This is a genomic window from Parashewanella sp. 2304DJ23-3, from assembly GCF_056591695.1.
Window position 1 is genome coordinate 106,018 of sequence record NZ_JBWQOH010000001.1, and the last position, 17,390, is coordinate 123,407.

The window sequence follows — 17,390 nt, forward strand, 5'->3', positions numbered from 1 at the left end:
TCCCTTCCATAGGGGGTATAAACTTAAACCCTAGTAGATTATGCCTTTGTTTTTAAATCAAAATAACACGAACAACCAAAAAGAGTAACTGAAAGCAGATAATATTGTAGAAATCACAACGGCATTGGCTGTTTTTGTTTCTTGAGCATCAAGTTCTTTTGCTACAAAAAACGCATTAACGCCTACTGGCGCTGCCGCAAGCAATACAACCACTTGTAATGCCACATTAGCTAACTCAAATACATACCTTCCAAGTGTGTAAACCATTGCGGGTAAAATAATGACTTTAATAACAGATAAAATGGATGCTTCTCTCAAACTCCCTTTCAACTGCAAATGAAATAAGTTCGCCCCAAGAACAAAAATGGCCCCAGCAATTGCTGGCTCTGAAAGTAGCTTTACGCTCACCATCAAAATATTAGGAACGGGTATATGCAAGAGGTTCACAATGAGCCCAATGCTTAGGCTAGAAATAACAGGGTTAATCAAAACTGTCTTAACAGTCTTCTTGATGGCTTTAATGTCTCCTGCTAACAAGTACGTCAGCGTGAACAACATAACGCTGTGGAACGTGATGATAATAAAAACTAAATCAACACTCGATTTTCCAACTGCGTAGATAACTATCGGAAGCCCAATGAGAATCGTGTTTGAGTAGGTGGCAGTCAACGCCATGACTGAAGCTTGTTTAAGGCTCTGTTGTTTACATCTATACGCAAAGACAACGGCTACAAAGAGAAGTAATGCCGAAATATAAAAGCTTTGCATCACCGAAAGTGATTGCATCAGATCAAGCTTAGCTGTTGCCATTCCACTGAAAAGCAAGCAAGGGATACATAGATAAAAAATAAACTTTGAAATCGCAGCAATCTGCTCTTTAGAGAAAAAAGCTTTTCTTGACGAATAGTATCCAACAAACAACACCAGCAAAATAGGTGTAAGGACATTAAAAATAATCATGAATTCCAGCTATGTATAAACATACATCAGTTAAACAAAAAAGGCAGACTACAAAGCCTGCCCTTCATGAAGCTAAGCCTACTTAAAATGGCTTGTTCTTTTCAGCTAAGCGATTAAATACTGCATTCACTGACATAGAAACACCTTTAGCCAGTTTGTCAGACAGTTTTTTCTTTGTTTGATACTGAACTTTATACACAGCACCTTTTTGAGCAAGCTTCATTAATAAGTCATCACTGGTACCAATTACATCAACTAAGCCTAAATCTATAGCCTGTTGCCCATACCAGTGCTCCCCCGTAGCCACTTTATCAAGCTCTAGCTGTGGTCGGTACTTACTTACGAAGTCTTTGAACAACACGTGAGTTTCTTCAAGCTCTTCTTGGAACTTTTGACGACCTTCATCCGTGTTTTCACCAAATACCGTTAATGTGCGTTTAAAGTCACCAGCTGTATGTTGTTCATAGTCAATGTCATGCTTCTTAAGTAGGCGACTAAAATTAGGCAGCTGAGCCACAACGCCAATTGAGCCAATGATCGAAAATGGTGCGGCATGAATTTCATCCGCCACACATGCCATCATATAACCGCCACTTGCCGCCACTTTATCAACACATACTGTAAGCTTAATTCCAGCTTGACGAATACGGTCAAGCTGACTTGAAGCCAAGCCATAACCATGCACCATTCCACCGCCACTCTCAACGGTAACAACTACCTCATCAATTTTATCTGCAATAGCAAGGATAGCGGTTACTTCTTCTCTTAAAGAGCTCACTTCATGGGCATCAATACTACCCTTAAAATGAATAACAAAAGTCTTAGATTCTGGCTTATCTTCCGCTTTTTCTTTTGCTTTCTTTTCTGCTTTTAACGACTTCTCGTAAGCTTTATATTCTTTTTTGCTTAAGAATTCATGTTTTAAGTGATGAACAAGCTCTTTAAACTCTTCAGATAAATTAGTTATCTTGAGTTCACCTCTTTCAGGCTTATGCTTTGCTGTCGATGCAACAACAATAATAATGGCAATTAAAGCCACAACCAATGTCACGGCTTTTGCGAAAAATAAACCATATTCAAATAAAAATTCCAAAAGAGCTCCGTAAATTATTTCAGTTAATTAATTAAAACGACAAAGAAGGGTAATTTTGAAGAGGAAATGCTGAAAAGGCAATACAAAGAAAAAATGGCGTAAATACGCCATTTTTATCTTTAAGCTTTAAATTGCTTATTCAGTTGGGCAAGTTCGAATTAAACCATCTTTTGCTGTTTCAATTTCAGGTTGACCTTTACCCGCTGACGAGGCAAAAACAGAAGCCATTGCTTGCATATCTTCTGTTACAAACAGTGCAGTTTGCTGATCTAAACCTTCTGCAGGAGACGGATTGATGAATGATGAATGTTGCCCTTGCAAGAATCTTACTGCACCAGAGCCTTGCACTGGAGCGCCAGGAACAGGAGCTGCACATGGAATTCCTAATGCATCAATCATAGGTTCTGTGCCTGCAATAGGGTACCCTTGAAGTGGTAACACTTCTCCTCCTCCAATCGGCAATCCATTAAATCGATTAGGTAAAGTTTGATCAGATGGATTTGAGCCACCTTGGTCTATATTTCCTACGATTTCAACTAAATGAACTGGAACATGCTTACTCGTATCTTCAGAAGCATTTAGACCTTTGATAATACGTGCAAAATTAACAGGATCAATCGCATCAATTGCTGTTTGAACTGCAAACCCAAACGGAGGAATAAACTGTTGGTAAACTTGTTTAACAACTTGAGCGTATCCTTGAGGGTTCTCTTTTGGATCTATTCCTTGCGCCTTAGCTGCATCAGTAGCTTGCTTTTGGAAACTTGGATCATTATTTATCGCTGCAAATAATTTTGGACCAAAGCTCGCTGAACCAGCGAATGCTCCTGCAAGACCACCAGCAGGAGACATCAGAGATACCCCTTTAATTTGGTATGGATTAGGCGATACTGGTTGCCCTTCAGCATCAACAAAGCCACTGTTTGCTGCAGCTGTAAAGCTAGTAGAGATCATTGCTCCTAAACTCAAACCCGCCGCTGTAATTTGATCTGTGTTAAACACACCATTTTTTAGTAAACCATTTCGAGCTTTGGCAGACCATTCAGAGTTTGTAGTAATCAAGTTTTTAGAAATTTCAGGAATTAACAATCTTAAGGCTAATTGATCCATAGTTGCCTGGCTAAAATTTGAACGAATTGCTAATGGACTTGGAATTCTAACAAAGTTCAGAACAGTACCATTTACAAAATCATCAGGGTTTAACCCTAAGCCTCTGAGTGACTCATCTTTTTCGGTAGCTGAAACATCATAAGGTCCAGAATTAGCAATTCTAAAAGAACGCTCTCCGTGCAATGGCATATCAATTGAAATTGTTGCGACCGGAGTTTTATCTTGTACTTTTAAACCGATTCCCTTAAGTAATGGTTGCAATTCTGTTGGGAAATTAGCAGCAAAAATACCAGCATAACTTAAGTTTGTTTGTCTGACCGTACCAATACCATGCATACCTATTGATACTTGAAAACCAGTATCAGGTATAGGAGTATCAGGTATTTCCGGTACTAAAAGGTTAGGTGCAATTGGATTATTTGTCTCTTTTGGTATTGTAATTTGAACGTCTACAGTTTCATAAACTGGGACCGTTTTACCCTCTGCATTAACCTGAGTTTGTATTGCAGGTAATGGGTTATAACGAGTCAACAATCTATAAGGATCTACAGGCTGGGTATGGTCATCATCAAAAAAGAATCGCTTACCAATGAGTAAATTCGGGTTTTTAATTGCGTCTGCGGCCGTTGAACTATCCCCGTCTGCCTTTTGAGCATTATATTGCTTAGCAAACTTTTCTTGAGAAAGTACCTTTGCTGGTGCTTTGGCATTTAATGCATTAAGAACAGCAAGAGGGCTATCTCCAGCGGCTTTCCAGCTACCATCTATATCAAATGTTTTACCATCTGCCTTCAAACACTTCATTGAAGAACATGTGCTATAGATTGGTAATCTTATTTTAGCGTGATACAACAGGGCATCACTTAGTATTTCTTTTGTGATATTCTTGATCGGGTCATCAGAATCTGGCCCAAGGTTTATGACATCTGCAGCACTTTTATGTGAACCATCTTCATTTAGTACTGGCTCAACAAATTTAGGTGAACCTTCAGTGTTTAATTGCACTAATTGAGGGGCATATAGTCCAAAATCAGCGGCAACTCTCTGACCACTCGAAAATCCTTGCTTATAATCAGCAGCCATTTTTGCCTTTGCTAAATCCATCACATTAGAGATTGACTGCGTGGTAAACATGCTCGAATAAATGACCGTTTGAGGGTCTACACCATTGTTACCAAGGCTTTCGTCATAACTATGAACAGCCGCTTGCAAAGCTTGTTGATCAGGTGAAGGTAAACTTGCATCTGATTTTAGGACGTTAAATGTTGCTGAACCGGCAATTGGTCTGTCATAAGTATCTAATACTTTATTGGTGACAGCGTATAAATAAGACTGATTCTGCTTAAGAGGCTTTAAAGGAACAATAACAATCTGATTACCAACGACTTGCGTAGTAAAATCTACCCCATATTTTAGTTCTTGTTCTACTCGGCAAACTAACAGTGAGTCATTTGGGTTTGCAGTCGCACAGTTTTTGTCAAAGGCGAGTGGACCTCGCTTCTGAACCGCAAATAACCTTACCGTTCCATCTTGAGTGACAGATTGAGGCATAATACCTAAATCTGTTACGGGGTTCTGCTGACTATCATACTTAGGAAAGTTAACAGGGATCGTAATCGACTCTGTTGTTGACCAACCATCAAGCGCACCAATAGAAAAATTAGGATTCGTTATGTTTTCCGGAGTTTTATCAGGAATACTTAAACTACCATCTTGTGTGCCGCTAAATAAGATATCACTTGGTAATGGAATTGCCGTGTCTGTCGCACTTGGATCAGGCTGAAATGCTAAATGTGCTTGTGGGACTGTTGGCACTGCATCGTCTTTATGATCATTTGAACTTTTACCGCCGCAAGCGGTCAGACCTAATGTCGAGGCAATTACCACGCTCAATAAGAGTCTTTTCATCTTTTTTCCTCAAATCTTGTTGGAACGATTTTGTTTTCCCCAAAAACAAGTCACAATACGTAAATATTGTGACTGAATAGAACATTTAAATGTCCTTTTATGGTTCACAACTTAACCTATAAATGTGATCTAAGCCATAAATTTGTGATTCATAATTAATCTAGGTTAGTCAATTATTAAGTCAACCGTTTAAAACGCTCGCATCCGTTTTGCTAAAGCGTACAATAGACGGGCATTTATAAAATTTGGAGGTAAAAGCTCATGTTAGAGTTTAAAGCGGAAAAAAATTGCTTAGCAGGCAAAACGATTCTAGTTACTGGAGCAGGAGCAGGTATCGGTAAAATCGCCGCTTTAAAATACGCAGAGTATGGAGCTACGGTAATTTTACTTGGTAAAACAGTAAAAAAGCTTGAAGCAACTTATGATGCTATCGAACAAGCGGGTTACCCAAAACCAGCCATCATCCCTCTGGATATGAAGGGTGCGACAGAACAAAACTATAAAGATATGGCTGAAACTATCGAACAGCAATTTGGTCAGCTTGATGGTTTACTCCATAACGCCAGTGTCCTTGGTGTGCTTGGTCCTTTCGAACACATTGATATCGATTCTTTACAAGATATCATGAAGGTGAATGTCACCTCACAGGTTATGATGACCAAAGCATTATTACCTGTTATTCGTAAAGCTAAATCAGCGTCGATTGCGTTTACGTCAAGTGGTGTAGGTCGTACCGGAAGAGCTTATTGGGGCCCTTATGCGATATCTAAATTCGCAACTGAAGGTATGATGGAAGTACTGGCTGACGAATGCGATGGTACTCAAGTTAGAGTTAATTCAATTAACCCTGGTGCTACTCGTACAGAAATGCGTGCTAAGGCATACCCTGGTGAAGATCCATTAACGTTAAAAACACCTGAAGATTTAATGCCGACTTATCTTTATGTAATGGCTGATGTTTCAGTTAACGTAAATGGTCAAAAATTAAACGCGCAATAAGCCGTTACAGAAAAAATAAAAGGAGCAATTAAGCTCCTTTTATTGATAATAATTAATCTTAAGTTAATGTAAAATTAATCTCTCTTGCGAGTATTCTTAGATTTTGATTTAGAAACAACTTTATTTTTTCTAACTGCTCTTCTAATTTTTGCACTCTTCACTTTATTACGTGATTGACTGTGCTTATCAGTACCTAAGAAAGTACGATTCTCAAGCTCTAAGTCTGCAAGTTGACGTAAATAATTGACCTGCTCTAATGGCAATTCAACCCAACCGCCTCTTGGCAGTGTTTTAGGTAATTCAACCATACCGTAACGAACACGAATAAGACGGCTGACTTGAACCTCTTGAGACTCCCATAATCGTCTGACTTCACGGTTACGGCCTTCTTTAAGCGTTACATGCCACCAAGTATTAATGCCTTCGCCACCTGCTGCTTTAATTTTGTCAAAATTAGCAAGGCCATCTTCCAGCATTACACCTGTACGAAGCTTTTGAATATTACCGTCTGTAACTTCACCAAAAGTTCTAACAGCGTATTCACGCTCAACCTCGTTTGATGGATGCATCAATCGGTTCGCTAGATCGCCGTCTGAAGTAAACAACAATAAACCAGAGGTATTGATATCTAAGCGCCCTACTGCGACCCAACGTCCGTCACGAACTTTTGGTAAACGGTCAAATACCGTTGGGCGTCCTTCAGGATCTTTGCGGCTACAAATTTCACCTTCAGGTTTGTGATAAGCCAACACACGACAAACAACGTCTTCTGCTGACTTTAACGAGACGATGCGACCATCAAGACGAACTTGAGCTTGAGCCTCAACTCGATCACCGATGGTTGCGATTTCTCCGTCTATACTAACTCGACCTGCAGCAATCCATGCCTCCATCTCACGACGGGAGCCATGACCTGCACGGGCCAAGACTTTCTGCAATTTTTCACTCATTAGTAGACTCTTTTATAGTTTCTAGCGTTGTCTGTGTATTACCAAACAAGGCCTGTAATGCTTCAGGATCAGATAGTGGAGGTAACTCTGTCAAACTATTGAGTCCGAAATAACTTAAAAACGCCTTTGTTGTCACATAAAGCGCAGGTCTTCCAGGAACTTCTTTATGACCGATAACTTTAATCCAGTCTCTATCTGTAAGTGTTTTTATAATGTGACTACTCACAGCCACACCTCTAACTAACTCGATATCCCCTCGAGTCACAGGTTGCTGATAAGCAATAACCGATAATGTTTCAAGCGTTGCTCGAGAATATTTCGGTGCCTTTTCTTGCCATAGAGTCTGCAATAAAGGACTTAAAAATTCAGCGGTCTGAAACCGATAACCACCTGCGACGTTCACCAATTGAATACCACGGTCTTGATAGTCAGCTTCCAGTTCTTCAATGGCTTTCTTTAACGCCTGTCGTGATACATCATAATCTGCCAGAACAGATTCTTTCAATTGTGATATGGATTGAGGTTTACCTGCAATAAATAAGCTTGCTTCGATAAGTTGTTTCAATTGCAGAGCATTTATTTTCATCAAATAGCCTTAACTCAATTAGCTTTAACGTAAATGATCGAAAGTGGCTCCGCTTGCACTAATTCAACAAGCATTTCTTTCACTAGCTCCATTAGAGCAAGAAAACTCACAACAACACCCGCCTTTCCTTCTTCAACAGCAAATAACTCCTGAAAAGGGGTGTAAGAATCTGCATTTAATTTTTCTAAAATTTGCACCATGCGTTCTCGTGTTGATAGCACCTCTTTTTGAACATGATGATGTTCATAGGCTTCAACACGTTGTAAAACAGCTGTAAACGCTTGGGCTAGTTCAGCCAGTGAAACATCAGGTGGCACAATTTCAGTTTGAGCCTCTCCTGCTATAGTCACTTGTCCAACATGGAAATCACGCTCTAAACGAGGTAAATTATCAATGTCAGCAGAAGCATCTTTAATCGTTTCATACGCCTTTAATTGACGAATCAACAATGCCCTTGGATCTTCTTCGCTATCACCTTCCAATTCAGGTTTAGGGAGCAACAGCCGAGATTTGATTTCGGCCAACGTTGCCGCCATCACCAAATAATCAGCTGCAAGCTCTATTCGAGCATCTGTCAGCATTTCAATATATTCTAGATATTGAGAGGTTATTTGATGAATAGATAGATCCACAACATCTAATTTCTGTTTGCGGATCAAATATAAAAGAAGATCGAGAGGTCCTTCAAATGCTTCGAGAAATACTTCTAATGCTTCTGGCGGAATGTATAAATCCGCAGGAATATCACTGTAAGCCTGACCCCGAACAACTGCTAGCGGTAAACTTTGCTGAGCAACTTGCATTCGAGCCCTTCTCCTCTTAGAAATTCCAGTCGACAATTATAAACAAGTTCATTACTCAAAGATAGACGTATCACCAGCACCTTCACGGAGTACATCAAAGCTACCTTCAGACATATCAACCACTGTGGTCGGATTCTCACCCAAATAACCACCATGAATGATCAAGTCAACTTGATGCTCTAATAAATCACGAACCTCTTCTGGATCTGATTCTGCGTATTCAGCATTAGGCATCACCAAACTAGTCGACATTAATGGTGCTTCCAGCTCTTCCAACAACGCCAAAGCAATGATGTTTTGAGGCACACGAATACCGATGGTCTTCTTTTTACTCGATTGCAATCTCTTCGGTACTTCTTTCGTCGCTTTAAAAATAAAAGTATAAGGCCCAGGAGTACAGGACTTGAGCAGGCGGTAAGCTTGGTTATCAACTCGAGCGTAAGTCGCTAACTCTGATAAATCACGACACATCAATGAAAAATGATGATCGTGTTCAATTCTTCGAATCCGAGTAATTTGAGTCATGGCATTCTTATCGCCAATCAAACAACCCAGCGCATAACCAGAATCAGTGGGGTAGACGATAACGCCCCCCTGCTTCAAGATGTTGACCGCTTGGCTAATTAGTCTCGCCTGAGGATTTTCCTCGTGAACATAAAAAAACTGGCTCATTGTAGGGGTTCTGCCTTAATTTCTTTTTTCCAATTCTGTGATTCCCAAATCCAGTTGACACCTTTAGGTCTAAATAAATTCTTACCTAATTCGAGCCAGCCGCCGGGAAAATGAAAGTCGCTTCCCAATGAAGCGTAGAGCTCATTTTGATGACTTAAAGCAATCAAGTTACTGCGATCATTAATGGATTGTTGCCCCAGCACGACTTCTATAGCGTCACCATTGGCTTCTTTAAACTCTCGAACCAACTTTTTCAACCACTTGGCTGAAAACTTATAACCGCTCGGATGCGCTAATACAGCTTGGCCACCAGCTTGATGGATAATAGCAACAGCTTCTGGAATACTTTTCCAATTATTCGGTACATAGCCCGTTTTGCCGCGGGTCATGTATTTCTTGAAAACACTATTTCTACACTTAGCATAGTCATTTTTGACTAACCAGCTCGCATAATGACCTCGGCTCAGAGCGGCGCCATTAGCAAAAGACTTAGCACCTTCATAAGCCCCTACTACACCTGCTTTTTCGAGCCTTCGTCCGATTTCTGCAGCGCGTTCTTCACGAAGTACTCTTTGTGTCTTTAGATACTCGTCAAGTTGTTGGTTTTCAATATCCACATTTAACCCAACAACGTGGATGTCGTGACTTTCCCATCGGCAAGAGATTTCCACACCATTAATCAGAGTTAAAGGTGTGTCTTTTTTATTATTGTATTCATGAGCCTCAAACAAGCCCTGAACAGTATCGTGATCCGTGATCGCCAACACATCAACCTTTCTGGTTAATGCTCTATCAATAATTTCAGAAGGGGTAAGTTGTCCATCCGAAGCAGTTGTATGGCAATGGAGATCGATTAAAATGGATTCTTCATTCATGTCAGTATTGTAACTGAATTAAAGTTAAAAAGGGCAACTTGAATGGAGTGAATAAAAAATGTGTTAGAAGATGAATACAATTGATTAATTATCATTAAAAATCCTTTAACCCTTAATCAATGAACTCTCATAACTTTCAGTGCTAACCTCATTATCAATTATCAAACAGACTTTCAAAGTCGGTAGCTGGAAAATAGCAATGGCAGAACAAGTTAGTGGAGGTATACACAAGGCTTCAAATATAGGATTCGGTCCCTGTACCACTGAAGAGATAACCAAAGAAGCAGAGCAGCAAGTTAACTTCGCCAGTCAAAAACTATACGATGTTAAGAGCTCCCCTGAAACCGATAATGAATTACGTCAAAGCATAGGTACTTTGATGAATTGCATTAAGGAAGAACATGCGCCCATTAAGCCAGAAAATTGCCTGAACTTTACATTTAGCCAGTTAGTAAAAATGATTCATGATGTTTTTTAACTTAAGTTATCAACCATCGCTTGACATTACTCTTAAACTCATGTCTCCTATAGGCACTATTTATTCGAGTATAAATTACAGAAAAATGACATCACGCAGCACATTCCAAAACATCAACTGGTGGTGGCACTTCCCTCTTTCGCGGGTGGTGTGAAGCTGTGTACTCAAAATAATTGAGACAGATTCAACAAAAAAGCCCGCATCATGCGGGCTTTTTTGTTGCCTGAAAGAAATTCATTAGTTAGCAAGTCTATTTGATATCAAAATCAAAAGGCGTAGGAAGAAAGGTAATGGGACAAATATCAGCAGTATCAACTTCGAAAACGAGTATTCGTTATTTCGATGATCCGCTCAGTCTTTATCGAAAGCTAACTCAAAACAGCCAACATACTATGCTGCTTGAGTCTGCCGAGGTTGAAAGTAAAGATCATTTACAGAGCATTTTAATCACCCACAGTGCATTACAAATTCAATGTGCAGGTAACCAACTTACTTTCACAGCCCTGACAAACAATGGTAAGGCATTGTTTAATACCATCGAGCTGTATTTTATCAACGAGCAAATTGATACCAGTGAAAACACATTAACAGTAACTCTTTCAAAGCCTTCAGAACTTCTTGATGAAGATGAAAAGCTCATGACGACTTCAACACTGGATGGATTAAGAGCTCTTGTGTCGACCTTAAAAGATACTGAAAACAATCAACCGATCTTCTTAGGAGGTGTTATGGCTTTCGACTTAATCGAAACCGTAGAGCCATTACCAGAAGTGAAAGAAGGTAAAAATGATTGCCCAGACTACTTATTCTATGTTGCCGAAACCTTAATCAATATCGACCATACCTTAAACAAAGCAACACTCACATCATATCAATTTGATTCAGAGACTGAGACACAATCCCTCCTAGCTAAACAATCGATTGATATTATTGAATTAGCAGAACTCACAGAATTTAAAAAGCAACCTTCAAATCCGGTAGATGCTGAAGTATCGGTTAATATTTCTGATGAGGATTACAAAGCAAAAGTTGTGGAGCTTAAAGAGCACATTATCGCTGGCGATATCTTTCAAGTCGTTCCATCTCGCTGTTTCAGTTTACCTTGCCCAAACACGATTGGCGCTTACCGTAAACTAAAAGAAACCAACCCTAGCCCTTACATGTTTTACTTCAATGGCCCTGACTTCACTTTATTCGGTGCTTCGCCAGAAAGTGCATTGAAGTATGATGCAACAACTAATCAAGTTGAAATTTACCCAATTGCAGGTACTCGTAAACGTGGCAAAAAAGCCAATGGTGAAATTGACCAAGACTTAGATGGTCGTATTGAGCTTGAACTGCGTCTAGATGAAAAAGAGCTTTCAGAGCATTTAATGCTCGTCGACTTAGCCCGTAACGATGTTGCACGCATCAGCCAAAGTGGTACTCGCAAAGTGGCTGAATTATTAAAAGTGGATCGTTATTCTCATGTGATGCACCTTGTCAGTCGAGTAACTGGCCAATTACGTGAACCACTCGATGCACTTCACGCTTATCAAGCATGTATGAATATGGGCACTTTAACAGGTGCTCCTAAAGTTCGCGCAGCTCAGTTACTGCGTGAAGCAGAAGGTGAACGCAGAGGCAGCTACGGTGGTGCCGTTGGTTACATTAACTCACATGGTGATATGGATACTTGTATTGTGATTCGCTCTGCTTACGTAAAAAATGGGATTGCTCACATTCAAGCTGGCGCCGGTGTGGTATTTGATTCTGACCCACAAGCTGAAGCAGATGAAACTCGCCAAAAATCTCAAGCCGTTATTTCTGCAATCAAACTAGGAGGCGGACAATGAAACTGTACTTTTTAGATAACTTCGACTCCTTTACTTATAACTTAGTCGACCAATTTCGCAGCTTAGGTTTTGAAGTAGTCATTTACCGCAACAATATTAATGCAACGTTTTTAGCTGACAAACTGTTGTCTGAAAAGAATGCAGCTTTAGTGTTATCCCCTGGTCCTGGTGCACCACATCAAGCAGGTTGCATGATGGAGTTAATTTCATTGGTCGCTGGCCAAGTACCTATTTTGGGAATTTGCTTGGGCCATCAAGCTTTGGTTGAGCATTACGGTGGTACGGTTGATCGTGCCCCCACTGTTGTACATGGTAAAGCGAGCCCTATTACACATACAAAGCATCATATTTTTGGGCAACTACCTTCACCTTTGCCTGTTGGTCGTTATCACAGTTTAGTCGCAACCGAAGTACCAGAAGAGCTAGAAGTTGTAGCATTTACTGACTCACTGCCAATGGCCGTTGTTCATAAAACGCATAAGTCAGTGGGCTTTCAATTTCATCCAGAATCCATATTGACCACGCTCGGTAGTGAACTGTTGATCGAATCGATTCATTATCTAACGGATAACTCTGACCTTGAGGTTCAAAATAATGCCTGAGCAATTACAACAACTCTTTGAAAAAATCTATCAAGGCATTTCACTGACCAGAGACGAGATGAGCCAAATTTTTTCAGCCATCATTTCTGGTCAAATTGAAGATGTTTCTCTCGCAGGAATGCTGACCGCACTTAAAGTCAAAGGCGAAACGGTAGCTGAAATCTGTGGTGCAGCCGATGCATCCCTAGCAGTCGCTAAACCATTTCCATATCGAAGTACTGATTTTGGTAACAGTGGCATTGTTGATTTAGTTGGTACTGGCGGTGACGGCTTCAACACTATCAATATTTCAACCACTTCTACGTTTGTTGCCGCTGCAGCGGGCTGTAAAGTTGCCAAACATGGTAGCCGCAGCGTATCGAGTAAATCAGGAGCATCTGATCTGTTATCTCACTTGGGCGTAGACTTAACCATGGCACCAGCCTTAGCCAGTCAAAGTCTTGCGGAGAATGGTATCTGCTTCTTATTCGCTCCGCACTACCATGGTGGTTTTAAACATGCAGTGCCAGTAAGGCAAGCACTGAAAACTCGCACTATTTTTAATATTTTAGGGCCACTAGTTAACCCTGCGAGACCATCGTTTATGTTACTCGGTGTCTATTCATCAGAATTAGTACAACCCATTGCATCTGTTTTGAAAGAAATGGGGGTTAAGCGCGCTCTTGTTGTACATGGCAGTGGTATGGATGAAATTGCGGTGCATGGTGACACTCAAATCACAGAGCTGAAAGAAGGTGAACTCCGTCACTATAGTATGTCCCCTGCTGACTTAGGGATCAGCATGCATTCCGCAGATGATTTAGTGGGTGGAAGCCCAGCCGACAATGCTGAAGCGACCCGCAACATTTTGTCAGGGCAAGGTAAACCCGCTCATATCGATGCTGTTGCTGTTAATGCTGGCGCTGCCATTTACTTAAGCGGTTTAGCTGATTCACTAAAAGCTGCGACTTCGGTAGCAAAAGACATTATTAACTCAGGTAAAGGATTAGATAAATTGAAACAACTTGCAGCAATTGGAGAGGTGAAGTAAATGCAAGATATCTTAAAGCGCATTGTTGCAACCAAAGACGAACATATTACTCAGTTAAAAGAGCGTTTTCCAGAAGCTAGCTTAACCCCTAGAGTTTCGACAAGAAGTCTGTATCAAACACTTAAACAGCCTAATGCGAGTTTTATTCTTGAATGTAAAAAAGCCAGTCCATCAAAAGGCTTGATCCGTGAAGACTTTGATTTAGGTGCCATCACCAGTGTTTATAGAAAATACGCTTCTGCCGTGTCAGTATTAACTGATGAACAATTCTTTCAAGGCAGCTTTGAATACCTCGCTCGTGTAAGAAGCTTGGTCGATCAACCCGTTTTATGTAAAGACTTCTTTGTTGACGAATACCAAATAAAATTAGCAGCACACCAAGGTGCCGATGCAATATTATTAATGCTGTCTGTGCTTACTGACTCAGAATACCAAACGCTTGCTGAAAAGGCGGCGGAATATCAATTGGATATTCTGACAGAAGTTTCGAACGAAGAAGAACTCGACAGAGCCATTAAACTCAATGCGCAAATCATCGGCATTAACAACCGTAACTTACGGGATTTGACCACTGATTTAGCAACCTCTGAAAAATTAGCGCCTCGTATCCCAAGAGATCGAGTCGTCATCAGCGAGTCTGGTATCTACACCAATCAGCAGGTAAAACGCTTAGCCCCAATCGTTAATGGCTTCTTAGTGGGCAGTTCATTAATGGCAGAAGCAGACATCGACCTAGCCTGTCGTACCTTGATTTTTGGTAATACCAAAGTGTGTGGTATCACTCGCATTGAAGACAGCTCAGCGGTTGCTAACGCTGGTGCTAGCTATGCAGGCTTGATCTTCGCACCTAAATCACCAAGGTGCATTGGCGCTCAGCAAGCAAAAAGTATTACCGAACATCACAAGCAATCTCATTTAGGCTTACGTTTTGTGGGTGTGTTTGTCGATCAAAGTATCGAACAGGTTTCAACCTTCGCAAAAGAGCTTGGTTTGTTTGCCGTTCAGCTACACGGTAGCGAAACTGAAGAATATATTGAACAACTAAAGCAAGCGCTAAAAAGTCTAGGCTCAGACGCCTTAGTTTGGAAAGCTATAGCCGTAAATAATGACAATAGTGAAATTGCAGAAATGCCATCAAATGCTGACCAAGTATTATTTGATTCAAAATCTGGTGCAAACTTTGGTGGCACAGGCGAAAGCTTCGATTGGCAACGCCAACTGGACAATAGAGAAGCATCATGGCTTGCAGGCGGCTTATCACCAGAAAATGCAGAACAAGCGATGAAACAGAATTTTTACGGATTGGATTTTAACTCCGGCATAGAGATCAGCCCAGGTGTCAAAGACAAAATCAAAATCCAACAAGTATTTAAAGCATTAAGAAATTACTAAGGCAATACCATGTCACAGTTTAAATTAGATCCTTACTTCGGTGAATTTGGTGGTGCGTTTGTACCACAAACACTGATGCCTGCTTTGCAGCAATTAGAACAAGCTTTTATTGATGCTCAAAATGATCCTGAATTTCAGAAAGAGTTTATCGACCTGTTGCAAAACTATGCTGGTCGTCCAACAGCACTGACACTCACGAAGAACTTCAGCCCAAATCTTTTGGTAAAAATTTATCTAAAGCGTGAAGACTTATTACATGGCGGCGCCCATAAAACTAACCAAGTGTTAGGGCAAGCATTGCTTGCTAAACGTATGGGTAAAAATGAGATCATTGCTGAAACTGGTGCGGGGCAACATGGTGTTGCGACAGCACTTGCCTGCGCTTTGCTCGGCATGAAGTGTCGAGTTTACATGGGTGCGAAAGACGTAGAGCGCCAATCACCCAATGTATTTAGAATGAAACTCATGGGCGCTGAAGTCATCCCTGTCACCTCTGGCGCTGCAACCTTAAAAGATGCTTGTAATGAAGCTATGCGCGACTTTACCGGCAACTACGATACAGCGCACTACTTGTTAGGTACAGCTGCTGGTCCGCATCCATACCCAACGGTTGTGCGTGAATTCCAAAAAATGATTGGTGAAGAAACTAAACAACAATTAAAAGCACGTGAAGGCCGCTTACCTGACGCAGTTATTGCCTGTATTGGCGGCGGTTCAAATGCGATTGGTATGTTTACCGACTTTATTGATGAAACCGACGTCCAATTAGTTGGTGTCGAGCCAGCAGGTAAAGGTATCGACACACATCAACATGGTGCGCCATTAACTGAAGGTAAAACAGGTATTTTCTTCGGTATGAAGTCACCATTAATGCAAGACAGCCACGGCCAAATAGAAGAATCTTACTCTATTTCAGCGGGCCTAGACTTCCCGTCTGTTGGCCCTCAACATGCGCACTTGCATACTTCTGGCCGCGGTACATATGTATCCATTACCGATGATGAAGCGTTAGAAGCATTCCAGATGCTGGCCCGCAGCGAAGGTATTATTCCAGCATTAGAATCCTCTCATGCCCTAGCCTACGCCTATAAAATGGCAAAAGAAGCGACAGAAGAAAAAATTCTGGTTGTGAACCTTTCAGGTCGTGGCGATAAAGATATTTTCTCAGTTTCTGAGATGTTAAATGGTGAGGCAAAATAAATGACGATTTCGACACGATACCACAACGCTTTCACTCGATTATCAGAGAAAAATCAAGCCGCTTTCGTCCCGTTTGTTACTGTGGGCGACCCTGATATTGTGCAATCAAAGGCGATAATTAACACCTTAATTGAGAGTGGCGCTGATGCATTAGAGTTAGGATTTCCATTTTCTGACCCACTTGCTGACGGCCCAGTTATTCAAGGGGCTAACATTCGTGCTTTGCACTCAGGTGTTACGCCTGATGCTTGTTTTCAGTTGATTTCTGAAATCAGAACTGAACACCCTACGATGCCTATCGGGCTGTTGCTTTACGCTAACTTGGTCTACGCCAATGGCATTGATGCTTTTTATCAAAAAGCCAAGAGTGCGGGAGTTGACTCGGTACTCATCGCCGATGTACCAATTGAAGAATCAGCGCCTTTTAGATCCAGTGCCAAGCAACATGGTATTGCCCCTATTTTTATTGCTCCACCTAATGGAGATGAAAACACGCTCGCCAAAGTGAGTGAGTATGGCGAGGGTTATACTTATTTGTTATCTCGTGCAGGAGTAACAGGCGCTGATAATAAAGCAGGAACACCGCTTGATCATATTCTTACCTCTTTAAAAGAGCATAATGCGCCCCCAGCTGTGTTAGGGTTTGGTATTTCTCAACCTGAGCAAGTTCGTACCGCTGTTGCTTCTGGAGTTGCAGGTGTGATTTCGGGTTCTGCTACGGTTAAGTTGATTGAGAAAAATCTTGGTGATAATGAGGCGATGTTGAAGGACTTAGCTGAGTTTGTATCCCAGATGAAAGCAGCAACACAAAAGTGATTTTGTTGAGTCATCAGGTTTTGTGCTTGATGACTTTTAATAATCTAAAGTTAGAACTCTGAATAAATAATTATAACTAAT

At 41.0% G+C, this 17,390-nt stretch carries 16 protein-coding genes; 8 read left to right on the top strand and 8 right to left on the bottom strand.

What is annotated here, in order from left to right:
- Positions 1-57: 57 nt before the first annotated feature.
- The 3 genes from AC1EU2_RS00500 to AC1EU2_RS00510 all read right to left on the bottom strand — a co-directional run bounded on the left by AC1EU2_RS00500 (position 58) and on the right by AC1EU2_RS00510 (position 5,071).
- The gene (locus AC1EU2_RS00500; protein WP_480296036.1) at positions 58-960 is read right to left on the bottom strand and encodes an AEC family transporter; all 903 of its coding nucleotides are present in this window, start codon (positions 958-960) and stop codon (positions 58-60) included.
- 82 nt (positions 961-1,042) lie between these two features.
- Positions 1,043-2,053: a protease SohB gene (gene sohB / locus AC1EU2_RS00505; RefSeq protein ID WP_480296037.1), complete on the bottom strand. Its 1,011-nt coding sequence runs from the start codon at positions 2,051-2,053 to the stop codon at positions 1,043-1,045.
- A 135-nt stretch (positions 2,054-2,188) separates the two neighbouring features.
- Positions 2,189-5,071, bottom strand: a complete 2,883-nt coding sequence (locus AC1EU2_RS00510; RefSeq protein ID WP_480296038.1) for a VolA/Pla-1 family phospholipase — start codon at positions 5,069-5,071, stop codon at positions 2,189-2,191.
- 261 nt (positions 5,072-5,332) lie between these two features.
- On the opposite strand from AC1EU2_RS00510, the gene AC1EU2_RS00515 reads away from it, so the two are divergent.
- The gene (locus AC1EU2_RS00515; RefSeq protein WP_480296039.1) at positions 5,333-6,070 is read left to right on the top strand and encodes a YciK family oxidoreductase; all 738 of its coding nucleotides are present in this window, start codon (positions 5,333-5,335) and stop codon (positions 6,068-6,070) included.
- A 74-nt stretch (positions 6,071-6,144) separates the two neighbouring features.
- On the opposite strand, the gene rluB is transcribed toward AC1EU2_RS00515, so the two are convergent.
- Genes rluB through rnm form a run of 5 tightly spaced genes read right to left on the bottom strand, consistent with a single transcriptional unit; the run spans position 6,145 to position 9,956 of the window.
- The gene (gene rluB / locus AC1EU2_RS00520; RefSeq protein WP_480296040.1) at positions 6,145-7,020 is read right to left on the bottom strand and encodes a 23S rRNA pseudouridine(2605) synthase RluB; all 876 of its coding nucleotides are present in this window, start codon (positions 7,018-7,020) and stop codon (positions 6,145-6,147) included.
- The gene (scpB, locus tag AC1EU2_RS00525) at positions 7,013-7,606 is read right to left on the bottom strand and encodes an SMC-Scp complex subunit ScpB (RefSeq protein WP_480296041.1); all 594 of its coding nucleotides are present in this window, start codon (positions 7,604-7,606) and stop codon (positions 7,013-7,015) included. The genes rluB and scpB overlap by 8 nt, the downstream gene beginning before the upstream one ends.
- Positions 7,607-7,620: 14 nt before the next feature.
- Positions 7,621-8,409, bottom strand: a complete 789-nt coding sequence (locus AC1EU2_RS00530; protein ID WP_480296042.1) for a segregation and condensation protein A — start codon at positions 8,407-8,409, stop codon at positions 7,621-7,623.
- Between the two features lie 51 nt (positions 8,410-8,460).
- Positions 8,461-9,081: an L-threonylcarbamoyladenylate synthase gene (locus AC1EU2_RS00535; protein WP_480296043.1), complete on the bottom strand. Its 621-nt coding sequence runs from the start codon at positions 9,079-9,081 to the stop codon at positions 8,461-8,463.
- A complete protein-coding gene (rnm, locus tag AC1EU2_RS00540; protein ID WP_480296044.1) occupies positions 9,078-9,956 on the bottom strand; it encodes an RNase RNM in 879 nt (292 codons plus the stop codon). Before rnm ends, AC1EU2_RS00535 begins: the two co-directional genes overlap by 4 nt.
- Positions 9,957-10,155: 199 nt before the next feature.
- Here rnm and AC1EU2_RS00545 point away from each other — a divergent pair, with 199 nt between their 5' ends.
- The 7 genes from AC1EU2_RS00545 to trpA all read left to right on the top strand — a co-directional run bounded on the left by AC1EU2_RS00545 (position 10,156) and on the right by trpA (position 17,309).
- Positions 10,156-10,434: a hypothetical protein gene (locus AC1EU2_RS00545; protein WP_480296045.1), complete on the top strand. Its 279-nt coding sequence runs from the start codon at positions 10,156-10,158 to the stop codon at positions 10,432-10,434.
- A gap of 290 nt (positions 10,435-10,724) precedes the next feature.
- Positions 10,725-12,269 (top strand): anthranilate synthase component 1, encoded by a 1,545-nt coding sequence (locus tag AC1EU2_RS00550; RefSeq protein WP_480296046.1) that lies wholly within the window; start codon positions 10,725-10,727, stop codon positions 12,267-12,269.
- On the top strand, positions 12,266-12,871 hold the full coding sequence (locus AC1EU2_RS00555; protein ID WP_480296047.1) for an aminodeoxychorismate/anthranilate synthase component II: 606 nt from the start codon (positions 12,266-12,268) through the stop codon (positions 12,869-12,871). The genes AC1EU2_RS00550 and AC1EU2_RS00555 overlap by 4 nt, the downstream gene beginning before the upstream one ends.
- A complete protein-coding gene (gene trpD, locus AC1EU2_RS00560) occupies positions 12,861-13,901 on the top strand; it encodes an anthranilate phosphoribosyltransferase (RefSeq protein ID WP_480297050.1) in 1,041 nt (346 codons plus the stop codon). The genes AC1EU2_RS00555 and trpD overlap by 11 nt, the downstream gene beginning before the upstream one ends.
- The gene (gene trpCF, locus AC1EU2_RS00565; protein ID WP_480296048.1) at positions 13,902-15,293 is read left to right on the top strand and encodes a bifunctional indole-3-glycerol-phosphate synthase TrpC/phosphoribosylanthranilate isomerase TrpF; all 1,392 of its coding nucleotides are present in this window, start codon (positions 13,902-13,904) and stop codon (positions 15,291-15,293) included.
- Positions 15,294-15,302: 9 nt separating this feature from the next.
- Positions 15,303-16,493: a tryptophan synthase subunit beta gene (trpB, locus tag AC1EU2_RS00570; RefSeq protein ID WP_480296049.1), complete on the top strand. Its 1,191-nt coding sequence runs from the start codon at positions 15,303-15,305 to the stop codon at positions 16,491-16,493.
- On the top strand, positions 16,494-17,309 hold the full coding sequence (gene trpA, locus AC1EU2_RS00575; RefSeq protein WP_480296050.1) for a tryptophan synthase subunit alpha: 816 nt from the start codon (positions 16,494-16,496) through the stop codon (positions 17,307-17,309).
- Positions 17,310-17,390 lie beyond the last annotated feature (81 nt).

Excerpts from the sequence above, each read along its gene's own strand:
- AC1EU2_RS00500 (WP_480296036.1), bottom strand. The coding sequence starts at position 960 with ATGATTATTTTTAATGTCCTTACACCTATTTTGCTGGTGTTGTTTGTT.
- AC1EU2_RS00510 (WP_480296038.1), bottom strand. The coding sequence starts at position 5,071 with ATGAAAAGACTCTTATTGAGCGTGGTAATTGCCTCGACATTAGGTCTG.
- AC1EU2_RS00515 (WP_480296039.1), top strand. The coding sequence starts at position 5,333 with ATGTTAGAGTTTAAAGCGGAAAAAAATTGCTTAGCAGGCAAAACGATT.
- rluB (WP_480296040.1), bottom strand. The coding sequence starts at position 7,020 with ATGAGTGAAAAATTGCAGAAAGTCTTGGCCCGTGCAGGTCATGGCTCC.
- scpB (WP_480296041.1), bottom strand. The coding sequence starts at position 7,606 with ATGAAAATAAATGCTCTGCAATTGAAACAACTTATCGAAGCAAGCTTA.
- AC1EU2_RS00530 (WP_480296042.1), bottom strand. The coding sequence starts at position 8,409 with ATGCAAGTTGCTCAGCAAAGTTTACCGCTAGCAGTTGTTCGGGGTCAG.
- AC1EU2_RS00535 (WP_480296043.1), bottom strand. The coding sequence starts at position 9,081 with ATGAGCCAGTTTTTTTATGTTCACGAGGAAAATCCTCAGGCGAGACTA.
- rnm (WP_480296044.1), bottom strand. The coding sequence starts at position 9,956 with ATGAATGAAGAATCCATTTTAATCGATCTCCATTGCCATACAACTGCT.
- AC1EU2_RS00545 (WP_480296045.1), top strand. The coding sequence starts at position 10,156 with ATGGCAGAACAAGTTAGTGGAGGTATACACAAGGCTTCAAATATAGGA.
- AC1EU2_RS00550 (WP_480296046.1), top strand. The coding sequence starts at position 10,725 with ATGGGACAAATATCAGCAGTATCAACTTCGAAAACGAGTATTCGTTAT.
- AC1EU2_RS00555 (WP_480296047.1), top strand. The coding sequence starts at position 12,266 with ATGAAACTGTACTTTTTAGATAACTTCGACTCCTTTACTTATAACTTA.
- trpCF (WP_480296048.1), top strand. The coding sequence starts at position 13,902 with ATGCAAGATATCTTAAAGCGCATTGTTGCAACCAAAGACGAACATATT.
- trpB (WP_480296049.1), top strand. The coding sequence starts at position 15,303 with ATGTCACAGTTTAAATTAGATCCTTACTTCGGTGAATTTGGTGGTGCG.
- trpA (WP_480296050.1), top strand. The coding sequence starts at position 16,494 with ATGACGATTTCGACACGATACCACAACGCTTTCACTCGATTATCAGAG.